Here is a 12,643-nt window from a genome sequence, read left to right on the forward strand (position 1 = left end):
GCCGAAATTCGCCGCTACTGGCCAGGACTGCCCGCAGCGGCGCTGGCACCGGCTTATGCCGGCATCCGCCCGAAAATCGCCGGTCGCTCGGATCCTCCCGGCGATTTCCTGATCCAGGGGCCGGCACAGCATGGCATCCCCGGCCTGATCAACCTGTTCGGCATCGAATCGCCGGGCCTGACGGCGTCTCTGGCGATCGCCGACCACGTTGCTGACATCGCGACAGAACGGCAAGCCGGCTGAGAACAGGCGCGCGGTCCTCGACACCAATATCGTGATCGACCTCCTGTGCACCTCGCCGACCCGCAGACGCAGGCGCTGCAGCGCGCGATCATGCGCGGCGCCCTGCACTGCCTTACCGATCGCCCTTGCCTGTCGGAACTGGAGCGCGTCAGCGCCTACCTGCAGTTCGGACTCGATACCGCTGCGAAAAGACCTCGAACCGCGTTTGGCTCAGGCGAAACAGGGTCAGCGAGCCGTATTCTTCGTAGACGCTGAATCAAACCCATGGCCTGCTCCGAGGTTGACGACACTCGGTGCGGGTCATAGACTGTGCGCCAGTGTGCGATTTCGCCGCCAGCGGAACGCTGATCATGCCGATCGCTCTGCTTGTTCTTTTGTCCTGGAGATCCTCGTGATACGCCAGTTGCTGCGTGGGTTCCGTGTATTGTTTCTCGCCGCCGTGGCGGCGTTCTTGCCGTCGGCACACGCCGCGTGGGGCGATGTCAGCTACGACCCGACCCCCGCCCGGATCGATGAGGACAAGGCGGCGATGTTCGATGGGGCCGGTGTCCTCATGGATGCTGTTGTCCGCTCCATCGGCGGCATGTCGGCTCGCCAGGACTTCGAAAGTGGTTTCATCAATGCTCAGGTGCTGACGGACTGGGTGAGGCTGGGCGACAACCGGGTGCGCTTCGGTTTTGGCGACAGCCTGACGCGGATCGACTGGCGCGGTCGAATCGGCCAAATCGACCCCGGCGCCACGGAGTTCGGGCTATTCCATCCGCACGGCACCTACGGCAATGTGGCGGGCGTAGCTGGCGACCCTCGGAACTATATTTTCGACCACTATTTCCTGACCGCCGATTCCCCTCCGGGCGCAGCGAAACCCTATTTCGTGATGCAGTTCGAGCGGCCGATCATCTTTGTCGGGCTGTCAATCGGCGACTACACCGGTGCTGTCGGCGGCAGCAGCCATTTCGATCTGCTGGTTGGCGACGACCTGGCAAGCGCTGCGGCGCTGCCGGAATACGGTCACAGGCCGGATATGATCTGGCCGCCGGACCTGCTTGACGACGGCGGTTTCCTCCCCTTGGTTGGCATCGGCAAAGGCGTTTGGTCGCCCAGCGTCTCCAACCGCTATCCCCGCTTCAATTTCGCCGTCCTGCGCCTCGATCCGGCCGACCCAACGGTCGCTTTCGACAACCTGATAGTAGTCAATGCGGTCCCCCAGCCAGACGTCCTGGCGTTACTCCTCGCCGGACTGGGAGCGTTGGCCGCGACCTGGCGTCGCTCACCGGCAAGGACATAGACCCAGTCGGGCGCGCTAAACGCGAATTACGAGTGAACTGGGGAACCAAACACCCGTCGAGAATGGTCTCGCCAAGGATGCTCCACCTCTTGCGACCCCACAAAATTCGTGATATCGGCATCACTCCCGCCGGGATGAACGACGAGCGCTGAAAAACTGCTCTCGAGCTGTTCGCAGGCTCGTCAGCAGTGTATGCTTCGCCGGATTCTTTTTGGATTGCGCTTTTCACGATGAAGATGCTGCTGGTCGAGGACTCGCGCACCATTGCCATGGTGATGCGCGCGCGCCTGGAGTCCTTCGGACATGAAGTCCGGCATGCTGCCAACGGACAGATCGCCGTCGAACTGTTCCAGGACGAGCCGGTTGACCTGATCCTGATGGATATCGAGATGCCGGGGATGAACGGTTTCGAGACCACGGCCCGCATTCGTGCTCTGGAAGGCCAGGAGCCGTGGGCTTGGACGCCGATCATCTTCGTCACGGCAACAGATACGGACAGTAATCTGGTGATGGCCATCGAGGCCGGTGGCGATGATTTCATTTCGAAGACCGCGCCGGCGAACGTGCTGCAGGCCAAGATGAAGGCCATGTCGCGTATTGCTGCCCTGCGGATGCGGCTGTCGCTGGCCAACCGCCAGCTGCAGGATCAGGCTAACCGCGACGGCCTGACCGGACTGCTCAACCGAAGGGCCATGGACATGCAGGTCGATACCCTGTGGGAGCATGCCGTGCGATCGGCCGCTCCGTTCGGTTTGCTGATGCTCGACGTAGACAACTTCAAGAACTACAACGACCACTACGGCCACCTAGCCGGTGACGAATGCCTGCGTGCCGTGGCAACGTGCATCGGTGAACATATCCAGCAGACCAGTGATGGCCAAACGGCTCCGTGTGCTTTCGCCGCCCGCTATGGCGGCGAGGAGTTTGCGGTGATCATCCACGGCCCGTCTTGCCGGCTGTACGCCGACCTTGCGGCAAGCCTGGTCGATGCGGTGTCCGCACTGCGCATCCCGCATGAGAAGAATGGTGAACATGGCGTGGTGACCTTATCGGTGGGTGCTGCCTGCGCCTCACCCGCCACCGGCAATGTCGGCTTGCTGTTCCATCAGGCCGACGAACTGCTCTACAAGGCCAAGGCTGCCGGGCGCAACCGGGCCGCGATCGCCTGAGAAGGATGTGCTGCGTCGACAGACGAGAACGAGCGACAAGGCGACCGGGGAAGGCTACGTCACCTACCAGCCAATCGTAGGCGCGGCAAATGTCTGGCCACAACAGCGAGGCAGTCTTGTCCAACGCCCGGTGTAGCCTCTTTCTGACGGACTCCAGCGGGATGACCACGTACCTGGCTGGTCAACGTTCAAGATCATGCTCGCCGCAGAGCCGAAGCATCTCCTGACGCGTTCTCTCCCGCAGGCGAACCGCCGCTGCCCAGTCGCCACCGACCGGCGAAAGCAGCGGCCCGACTTCGAAGCTGATCGGGCCGCGCCGCGGCATCCAGGTCCGATCCCGGAGAACCGCGCGCGTGCCGCGCAGACCGCTCACCCGTACCGGTACTCCAGCTCGCACGGCCGCAACGAAAGCGCCCATGCGAAACGGCTTGAGGCCGGCTTCGCGCGAGAAGGTGCCCTCCGGGAAAATCACCACCTTCTCACCTCGCTCCAGTGCGGCAACGATGCCGTCGACATCCTCGAGGCTCTTTGTCGCTTCGAAGCGTTCGACGAACAAGGTGCCGAGCGCGCGCAGGAAAGCGTCGATCACCGGCTGTTCGACAAACTCGCGTTTGGCAACAAAGCGGTAGGCCGCACTCGGCGGCAAGACTGCACACAGGACCAAGGCGTCAAAATAGCTGCAGTGGTTGACCAGCAGCAGGTGCGGTCCTGCTGTTGACTCTGCAGCCGCGGTGCTCGCGACCGGCATGCCGGCCAGCCGCAGGAAGATGCGGGCGGCGTGATGAACGACGCGGCGGCCGAGCGCCGGTACGCGCAGGGCGACGACCAGCCCCAACACCGGTACCGCAAGCGTCAGAAAGACGCTCCAGCACCAGATACCATAAACTCTCCTGGCGAAACGCTCGGCCGAGTCACGCAGGCGCTCGCGCAGTGCCGCCAGGGCAAGCCGCAGCATCTGTCGCCTGGCCGGCACCGCCCGGATACCGATCAAGCCACGTTCGAAGGCTTCTCGCGACGCATTGCGCCGGATCTTGCCGCTCGATGTCTTGAGCACCGAATTGGGCGGCGCCAGAACGACTTCATCGGCCGGCATGCCAATGGCTGCGACGGCCGCATCGTTGATGCACTGCCGCAGCGTCTCGCGCCGAGTCGGGTCTTCCTCGCGCGTCTCGGCCAGGACGATCAGCCGTTCAGTGGCGTTGACCGGATCGTTGCTGGCAAATACCGCGACACAGCCTCTGCGCACACCAGGGATGTTGCCGACCGCCTGTTCGAGTTCGTATGGATAGAGATTGCGGCCGCCGCGAATGATCAAGTCCTTGACCCTGCCGGTCAGATAGATCTCACCTTCAACCGTATAGGCAAAATCCCCGGAGTCCAGCCAGCCGTCGCGAAACAGCGCTTGCGTCGCTAGCGGATTACGGTAATAGCCTGTCGTCGCCGATGGCCCACGAAACTGCAGGCAGCCGACGCGCCGATCCGGCAGTTCGCAGCCCTGTTCATCAACCACCCGGATCTCGTGCCGTGGCAGGACCCGACCGCAGGCCGGCACGCGCAACGGATCGGCGTCACCGTTGCTAACCGGTACGGCACATTTGCGCTTGACCAGGGCTTCCCGCTCGATCACATCGATGCGTGGACCGCGTCCGAGCGGCGGGAAGGCTAGCCCGACCGAGCATTCGGCGAGGCCATACACCGGCGTGATCGCCTCGCCGCACAGACCATAGGGCGCGAAACGCTCGGCAAAGGCTTCGAGCGTCGCCGGACTCACCGGTTCGGCACCGTTCAGCGCCAGCCGCCAGGAAGACAGATCAAGCCCCTTAAGGTCGGCGTCGGCAAGCTTGCGCGCGCACAGGTCATAAGCAAAGTTGGGGGCCGGAGAAAGCGTGCCGCGATGCCGCGAGATGGCATGCAGCCAACGCACCGGTCGTGACAGAAAAGCCAGCGGCGACATCAGCACCAGGCGCATGCCGAAATAGAGCGAGCCAAACCAGGCGCCGATCAATCCCATATCATGATAAAGCGGCAGCCACGATACGAAGACATCATCGCTGCCGGCCCCGATGGCCTCGCCCATGGCCCGCAGGTTGGCGAGCAGATTGGCGTGGCTGAGCATCACGCCCTTGGGGTCACCCGTGCTGCCGGAGGTATATTGCAGAAAGGCGATATCCTCTGGAACAGCGCGGTACAGCAAGGGAATCGGTTCATGGTCAAGTTCTGCAGGGGTCAGCACCTCGGTCAGCGTCGGTGCCTCGGCTCGCAGCAGTGCGGCCACCCCTTTCGCCTGCGGCACGGTGATGATGCACACCGCTTCGGCATTCGCGAGAATGCGTGCATGCCGCCGCAGGTGATCCTCGATCTGTGCCAGTCGTGCCGGCGGGTAGATCGGCACCGGAATGCCGCCGGCGAGCATCACACCGAAAAAACTCGTCAGATAGTCGCGTCCGGTAGGCAGCATCAACGCGACTGCCTGCCGCGGCAACAGGCCGCGCGACACCAGTCCAGTGGCAACACGACGAGCCTGCTCGAGCAATTGGCCATAGGAAATGGTTTCGGCACGAAATTCACCCTGTTCGCCTCCGCCATCGCCGTAGAGCAGCACATGCGGTCGTTGCGGATGGCGTTCCGCGTGCCACTCGAGGACTTCGACCAGCGTCCTCGCCGATTCGGGAACACCAGTCGGGCTGCTGTCTGTTGCCGGCTCGACGTCCGCTGCGACAAAACTCCCGACGCCGGCGCGCGCAATGAATCGCAGCAGATCCTGTGGCGTTTCGGCCTCGGCAAGCGCTTCTTCAGGCAGCGACCTGCCAAACTCGCTGCCCACCCGCAGCAGAAGTTCGACCCGTGCCAGGCTATCCAGGCCCAGATCCCGCTCGAGGTGGCTGTGCAGGCTCACTCGCCCCAGGGCTCGTCCCGGGCGGGTCTCCTCGACCATTGCCAACACCACACGTAACAACCTCGCCGTGACCTCCGGCGGCGCTGGCGCCTGCAGATCTTCCCGAAAATCTCCGCTCACCATCCTGACTTTCTATCGCTGATGCGGATCACGACGGCTCGGAGAGCACGAAATCGATTCGCCCGGTTTCCAGATCCGCCCTGACGAGCTTCACCTGCAAACGGTCACCGAGACGATAGCGGTGACCTGTTCGCTCGCCGAGCATCTGGTGTTTAATGCTGTCGTACTGGAAATACTCGTCGCCGAGTTCCGAAACATGCACCAGACCTTCGACATAGACCTCATCGAGTGCGACAAAAATTCCAAAGGGTACCACGGCGGCAATCGTGCCGGAAAAACACTCTCCGATACGGTCACGCATGTAGTAGCACTTCAGCCAGTTGCTGACATCGCGTGTCGCCTCGTCGGCGCGCCGCTCGGTCATCGAGCAGTGCAGACCAATGTCGTCCCACTTGCCTGGCTGGTAGTGCGTTCCCGCCAGCACCGCCTTGATCGAACGGTGGATCAGCAGATCAGGGTAGCGGCGGATCGGCGACGTGAAATGGGTATAGTGCTCGTACGACAGGCCGAAATGTCCGACGTTATCGGGGCTGTACATGGCCTGGCGCAGTGAGCGCAGCATCACCGTCTGCAGCAACTGGGCATCGGGACGGGCCTTGATGCTCTCCAGCAACTCGGCGTAATCCCTGGCGGTCGGATCGTCACCGCCGCCCAGGCCAATTCCGAATTCCTTGAGGAAGTTGCGCAGCGCCTCCAGCTTCTCTGCCGTCGGACCTTGATGAATCCGATACAGGCAAGGCTGCCGCCTGGTCTGAAGAAAGTCCGAAGCACAGACATTGGCGGCGAGCATGCATTCCTCGATCACGCGGTGCGCGTCGTTGCGGCGCACCGGAACAATGTTCTCGATCTTGCCCTGCGCGTTGAACAGCATCATCGTTTCGATGGTTTCGAAATCGATCGCCCCGCGTTTGCCACGTGCATCGACAAGCACTTTGAACAGAGCGTAGAGCGTCTGCAGATGCGGCAGCAGGCCACGATGAAGATCGCTCTCCGGCCGCGCGACGCCGGCCAGCCAGTTCCATACCTGATCATAGGTCAGCCGCGCCTGTGAGCGGAAAACCGCCGGGTAGAAACGGTAATCGGTGATCTCGCCATGGCGGTCGATCAGCATGTCGCAGACCATCGCCAGACGCTCGACGTCGGGGTTCAACGAACACAGGCCATTGGAGAGCTTCTCGGGCAACATCGGAATGACCCGGCGAGGGAAATAGACGGAATTGCCGCGCTCCCGGGCCTCACGATCGAGCGCCGTGGCCGGCTGCACGTAGTGACTGACGTCGGCAATTGCCACCACCAATCGCCAGCCAGGACCCTGCGTCTCGGCGAAAACCGCGTCGTCGAAATCCCTCGCCGTTTCCCCGTCGATCGTGACCAATGGCAGCGCTCGCAAGTCGATGCGACCTTCCCGATCAACCGGGTCCAGGGTATCCGGCAGCGCCGCAGCTTCTGCAAGCGCACTGCTTGAGAACTCGAATGGCAGCTCGTGCTTACGCAGCGCGATCTCTATTTCCATACCTGGGTCGGCGTAATTGCCAAGCACCTCGACGATGCGCCCAATCGGTTTCGAATGCCGATCGGGCTGCTCGATGATCTCGACCGTGACCACTTCACCCGAGCGTGCACTGATATTGCCGTTTGGCGCGACCAGGATGTCCTGGTTGATGCGCCGGTTTTCCGGTACCACGACGGCGATCCCATGTTCCAGCAGGACGCGGCCAACGACCCGGCTATTGGCCCGCTCCAGGACTTCGACGATGACCCCCTCACGGCGTCCACGGCGATCGGTGCCGACGACACGTACCAGAGCGCGATCGCGATGCAGTACCTTGGACATCTGCCGGGCTTCGAGAGCCAGGTCTTCGCTACCATCATCAGGAATCAGGAAGCCATAACCATCGGGATGCCCCTCGACGCGTCCGGCAATCAGACTGGCGCGTTCCGGCAGGATGTACGAGGCCTTGCGGTTGCGCAGCAACTGCGCCTCGCGCTCCATGGCCCGCAAGCGGCGCTGAAACGGCTCGCACTCGGTTTTCTGGATGTCAAGCAGCGCACAAAGCTCGTCGAAACCCACAGGCCTACCCTGCTCCTCAAGAATTTGCTGGATATATTCGCGCGAAGGCAAGGGTTGCTCATAGTGTTTCAGTTCACGCTCCAGGTACGGATCGAGGCGTCGGATTGCCGACATTTTCATGATTGACATTTCTTCATGTTCCTATAGAATTCGGCTCTCGCTGGAATTGCCCAGGTGGCGAAATTGGTAGACGCGCTAGGTTCAGGTCCTAGTGGTGGCAACACCGTGGAGGTTCGATTCCTCTCTTGGGCACCAGGCACCAAACAAGAAGGCCCCGATTAGTCGGGGCCTTTTCTTTTTCAGACCGCATCTCTTGGCAGGTTGCGCAAAGCTGCTTGTCCGGCCCGCTGCAAGACCACACTCCGACCGTCCTGCCTGCTTATTGTACGTCATCAGACACCGTCCCATGCGGTGATGGCATCTCGCCCACGCTTCCCTTAGGCCCGGATATTTTTTTTCCAGCACTAGCCAACACCCGAGAAAGTATGGATACTATGCTGCCGGAAGATCGCCAGCAGCTCATTGCTGAGAGAATGAGAATTAATCCAATATTAGCCACCTGTTAGGAATCCAGATGACGATACGACCGGAGTTGATAGAGAAACTGCGCACGAAGCGTGCAAAACTGACCGAAAATGTCAGCCCCGAGAAACTGGAGGCGCTGCACGCAAAGGGTCTCCTGTCCGCACGCGAGCGACTCGACGCATTATTTGAAGAAGGCACTTTCCAGGAGCTCGGCCTGTACGCCACGCATGCCGCTACTGCGTTCGGCATGGCCGGACGGTTCCTGCCCGCTGACGGAGTGATTGCCGGCAACGGCTACGTGGGAAATACGCAGGTTGCCGCTTTCAGTCAGGACTTCAGCGTTGTCGCCGGCACGCTGGGCAAGATGCAGGCGCGGAAGATCACCCGCATCATGCGCCATGCCCTGAAGATCGGCGTACCGGTGGTGGCCTTCAAGGATTCCGGCGGCGCGCGCATTCAGGAAGGCGTCGATGCGCTCTCCGGCTATGGCGACGTCTTTTACGCCAATGTTCTGCTTTCCGGCGTTGTACCGCAAATCGCCGTGATCTGCGGGCCGTGCGCGGGGGGGGCCGCCTACTCGCCGGCGCTGATGGACTTCGTGATCATGACGCGCAACAATGCGCACATGTTCCTGACCGGCCCGGAGGTGATCAAGGCGGTGACCGGACGGGCAACGACGATGGCGGAGGTCGGCGGCGCCGAGATGCATTCCACGGTCAGCGGCAACGCTCACTTCGTTGCCGAGGACGACCAGCACGCGATCGCGCTGGTCAAGCAACTGCTTTCCTACCTGCCGGCCAACAACACCGAGGATCCGCCACATCATCTCGAAGTGCCGATCGAGGAGATGGAAGATCCGGCGATCAACGACTGCATCCCGGACAGCCCGTCCGAACCGCTTGACATGTATTCGGTGATTCGCCGTATCGTGGACCGTGCCGAACTGCTCGAGGTGCATGCCGGTTTTGCTCGCAACGTGATCGTCGGCTTCGCCCGGATCAGCGGCGTGGTGGTCGGCATCGTCGCCAACCAGCCGATGGTGATGGCTGGCGCCCTCGACCTCAATGCCGCGGACAAGGTGGCCCGTTTCGTGCGAACCTGCAACATTTTCAACGTCCCGGTGGTGACCCTGGTCGATGTTCCGGGTTTCCTGCCAGGAGTCGAGCAGGAACGCGGCGGCATCATTCGTCACGGCGCGAAAATGCTCTCCGCGTACGGTTCATGCACTGCGCCGAAAATCACGGTCATTCTGCGCAAGGCCTATGGCGGCTCATACCTTGCCATGTGTAGCCAGGAAATGGGAGCGGACATGGTTTACGCCTGGCCGACCGCCGAGATTGCCGTGATGGGCGCCGAAGCCGCCGTGAAAATCCTCTATCGTAAGGAACTCGAACAGGCCGAGGATCGCCAGGCAAAGGCCGCGGAACTCGCGCAGGAATACCGCGACGAGTTCGCTTCGCCATACGTTTCGGCGAGCAATTTCTATATCACCGACGTCATCGAACCACAGGACACGCGCTGGATGGTCGCCCTCGCGCTGCGCAAGACCCTCGACAAGCGTGAACTCAGGCCGGCCAAGAAGCACGGCAACATTCCCATGTAATCGGAACGGAAGGAAGATATCTCATGGTGACTGACGCCATTTTCAAGGCGCTGCAGGTCTACGGCATTTCCATCGTCATCTCGGTGCTGGTTGCCGTGCTGATCAAGGCAATGGTTTCTTTGACTGGCCGGATGGAAAAGACCAAACCGGTCGATATACCGACCGGAACGGTCTGCCCGATCGGACTCGGCGTTCCCGACGAGGATGTCGCTGCGCTATCGGCAGCCATCTTCGCCGCCATGGGACCACACCGCATTCTGCACATTACACCAACCAGCCATGGCTGGGCAGCCGGCACCCGCGCCGCCCAGCATACCCATACGCCGGGGCCCACGGGCCGAGGCCCCAGATAAGAAGGAGCAAGACATGCCCAGACAATTCAAGGTTACCGTTAACGGACGTGAGTACGAAGTTAGCGTTCTGGAACTCACTGCCGGCCAGGCAGCGCAATCACCCCCTCCGGCCGCCGTTGCCCAACCGATGGCCGCCACCGGTAGCAGCGCAGCCGCGCCGGCGGCGGCACCGCGATCAACCGCAGCAGCGGCTGGAGCCGGTGACGAGGTGGCCGGAATGGGTGGCGTGGTGGTCGAAGTCAACGTCAAGATCGGCCAGACGGTTGCCGCCGGTGATCGATTGCTCGTCCTTGAAGCCATGAAAATGAAGACTCCGGTCATCGCAACTCGCGCTGGCCAGGTGACGCGCGTACTGGTTGCACCCGGGGATGCGGTCGAGGGCGGTCAGCCACTGGTGACCATCGCTTGATCTTCTCGGCCAACAGACAGGAGCGCGCTCCTGTGGCCTGCTATTCGATGCGCGGACGAAGAAATCCGGTCGTCTGGCGCGAGGACTGAAGCGTATGGAAAGCATTCATTTTCTCGATCTGTTCCAGGGCATCGCCACGCTGGCGGCCTCGGAACCAAAAATCATGTTCGGGCGCATCTTCCTGATGCTGCTCGGCTTTGTTCTGATCTATCTGGGTTCCAAGAACGTCCTAGAACCCCTTCTGATGATCCCGATGGGACTGGGCATGTCCTCGGTCAACGCCGGAGTCATGTTCCTCGAAGGCAGCAAGATGGGAACGCTGTTCGTCGATCCGTTGATCTCCGATCCGATCGAGCTGATGAACATCATGCAGATCGACTGGCTGCAACCGATCTACACCCTGACCTTCAGCAACGGCCTGATCGCCTGTCTGGTATTCATGGGGATCGGCGTCCTGCTTGATGTCGGTTATGTGATGGCGCGGCCCTTCCAGAGCATCTTCATCGCGCTGTTCGCCGAACTGGGAACCATCGCGGTCTTCCCGATCGCGGTGTGGCTGGGCCTCAACCCGGGCCAAGCTGCAGCCGTCGCCACCATCGGCGGCGCTGACGGGCCGATGGTCCTGTTCACCTCGCTGGTGCTTGCCAAGGATCTGTTCGTGCCGATCACGGTCGTCGGCTATCTCTATCTCGGCCTGACCTACGGCGCCTACCCGTACCTGATCAAGTGGCTAATACCCAAGCATATTCGGGGCATCAGCATGATCGCCGACCGTGGACCGAAAATCAGTCGCGCGCAGAAGCTTACTTTTGCGGTGGTTGCCTGTACGCTCCTGTGCCTGCTGTTTCCGGTCGCCGCCCCCCTGTTCTTCTCGCTGTTCGTGGGCGTCGCGGTGCGCGAAAGCGGCATCGACGCCTTTACCAAGCTCCTCGGCGAAGTCTTCCTCTATGCGGCAACCTTCTTCCTTGGCCTGACGCTGGGCATCCTCTGCGAAGCCAATACCCTGCTCGACCCAACGGTATTAAAGCTGCTGCTCCTCGGAATGCTCGCCCTGACGATCTCGGCTCTTGGCGGCATATTGGGCGGTTATATTCTGTATTTCTGGACCGGCGGCAAGTACAACCCGATGATCGGCGTCGCCGGGGTGAGTTGTGTACCGACCACGGCCAAGGTTGTCCAGAAAATTGCCACCGACGCCAATGCCGGGGCAATCATCCTCCCACAGGCTCTTGGGGCCAACATCAGCGGTGTCATCACCACCGCCATCATCGCGGCAACCTATGTAGCGCTGCTACGCTAACGGGAGGGATGGAATACGCCGGCTGCGAGGCCGGCGTAAACTTATACTGCTGCCCCCGCAAACCCTGTCTGGTAAAGAGACTACATCCTCTGCGGAACTTTACTTCTCGGCGTCCTTCGTCTGCTTGACCGTATCGACCGGAAAACCCGGCAGCGGGAGGCTGGTGAACAGGGTGCGAGTCTGGGATTTCAACTGGTCCTGCATCTGGTGCAGCATCTTCTTGCTCTGCTCCATATAGGTGGCCATCATCGTCTGCATCGCCGGACCCTGGAAGTTCATGAACTGCGACCACATGTCGTTCTGCATCTGGCTGTTGTTTTCGCCGTAGAGCTGTTGCGACTGATCCTGCAGTTTCTTCTGGAAATCAACAAAGGACTTGATGTTCGTTTCCAGGTACTTGCCGAGCATCCCCTGCATGGCGTGACCGTAGAAGCGAATCATCTGTGCCAGCAGGTCCGTTGTAAACAAAGGGATGCCCGCGGCTTCCTCCTCGAGAATGATCTGCAGCAGGATGCTGCGTGTAATGTCCTCGCCGGTTTTGGCATCGAGCACATTGAAGTTTTCCTTCGATAGCACGAGGTCCTTCACATCACTCAAAGTGATGTAGGCGCTCGTCTTGGTGTCGTAAAGACGACGGTTAGGGTATTTCTTGATCAGTCGCAGCTG

General features: G+C 61.2%; 10 protein-coding genes and 1 tRNA gene. 8 read left to right on the top strand and 3 right to left on the bottom strand.

The window, feature by feature from the left end; translation table 11 throughout:
- The 3 genes from CAPSK01_RS05205 to CAPSK01_RS05215 form a co-directional block, all read left to right on the top strand.
- A partial coding sequence (locus CAPSK01_RS05205; RefSeq protein ID WP_034923384.1) for an FAD-dependent oxidoreductase occupies nucleotides 1-243 on the top strand: 243 nt, incomplete at its 5' end.
- Nucleotides 244-634: 391 nt separating this feature from the next.
- Nucleotides 635-1,531: a PEP-CTERM sorting domain-containing protein gene (locus CAPSK01_RS05210; protein ID WP_034923387.1), complete on the top strand. Its 897-nt coding sequence runs from the start codon at nucleotides 635-637 to the stop codon at nucleotides 1,529-1,531.
- Between the two features lie 230 nt (nucleotides 1,532-1,761).
- Nucleotides 1,762-2,700: a diguanylate cyclase gene (locus CAPSK01_RS05215; RefSeq protein WP_034923919.1), complete on the top strand. Its 939-nt coding sequence runs from the start codon at nucleotides 1,762-1,764 to the stop codon at nucleotides 2,698-2,700.
- A 181-nt stretch (nucleotides 2,701-2,881) separates the two neighbouring features.
- Here CAPSK01_RS05215 and CAPSK01_RS05220 read toward each other — a convergent pair whose 3' ends face one another.
- The gene (locus CAPSK01_RS05220; RefSeq protein ID WP_273703139.1) at nucleotides 2,882-5,719 is read right to left on the bottom strand and encodes an AMP-binding protein; all 2,838 of its coding nucleotides are present in this window, start codon (nucleotides 5,717-5,719) and stop codon (nucleotides 2,882-2,884) included.
- Between the two features lie 25 nt (nucleotides 5,720-5,744).
- On the bottom strand, nucleotides 5,745-7,916 hold the full coding sequence (rnr, locus tag CAPSK01_RS05225) for a ribonuclease R (protein WP_273703140.1): 2,172 nt from the start codon (nucleotides 7,914-7,916) through the stop codon (nucleotides 5,745-5,747).
- 39 nt (nucleotides 7,917-7,955) lie between these two features.
- On the opposite strand from rnr, the gene CAPSK01_RS05230 reads away from it, so the two are divergent.
- The 5 genes from CAPSK01_RS05230 (at nucleotide 7,956) to CAPSK01_RS05250 (ending at nucleotide 11,977) form a co-directional block, all read left to right on the top strand.
- A tRNA-Leu gene (locus tag CAPSK01_RS05230) sits at nucleotides 7,956-8,042 on the top strand.
- 319 nt (nucleotides 8,043-8,361) lie between these two features.
- Nucleotides 8,362-9,915: an acyl-CoA carboxylase subunit beta gene (locus CAPSK01_RS05235; protein WP_034923390.1), complete on the top strand. Its 1,554-nt coding sequence runs from the start codon at nucleotides 8,362-8,364 to the stop codon at nucleotides 9,913-9,915.
- Nucleotides 9,916-9,938: 23 nt separating this feature from the next.
- Entirely contained in the window at nucleotides 9,939-10,268 is a 330-nt protein-coding gene (locus CAPSK01_RS05240) for a hypothetical protein (RefSeq protein ID WP_034923393.1), read from the top strand.
- A 13-nt stretch (nucleotides 10,269-10,281) separates the two neighbouring features.
- Complete coding sequence (locus CAPSK01_RS05245) at nucleotides 10,282-10,677, top strand: biotin/lipoyl-containing protein (RefSeq protein ID WP_034923396.1); 396 nt, start codon at nucleotides 10,282-10,284, stop codon at nucleotides 10,675-10,677.
- 94 nt (nucleotides 10,678-10,771) lie between these two features.
- Complete coding sequence (locus tag CAPSK01_RS05250; RefSeq protein ID WP_034923399.1) at nucleotides 10,772-11,977, top strand: sodium ion-translocating decarboxylase subunit beta; 1,206 nt, start codon at nucleotides 10,772-10,774, stop codon at nucleotides 11,975-11,977.
- Between the two features lie 99 nt (nucleotides 11,978-12,076).
- Here CAPSK01_RS05250 and phaR read toward each other — a convergent pair whose 3' ends face one another.
- Nucleotides 12,077-12,640 (bottom strand): polyhydroxyalkanoate synthesis repressor PhaR, encoded by a 564-nt coding sequence (gene phaR / locus CAPSK01_RS05255; RefSeq protein ID WP_034923927.1) that lies wholly within the window; start codon nucleotides 12,638-12,640, stop codon nucleotides 12,077-12,079.
- Between the last annotated feature and the right edge of the window lie 3 nt (nucleotides 12,641-12,643).

Source organism: Candidatus Accumulibacter vicinus, assembly GCF_000584955.1.
GTDB lineage: Bacteria > Pseudomonadota > Gammaproteobacteria > Burkholderiales > Rhodocyclaceae > Accumulibacter > Accumulibacter vicinus.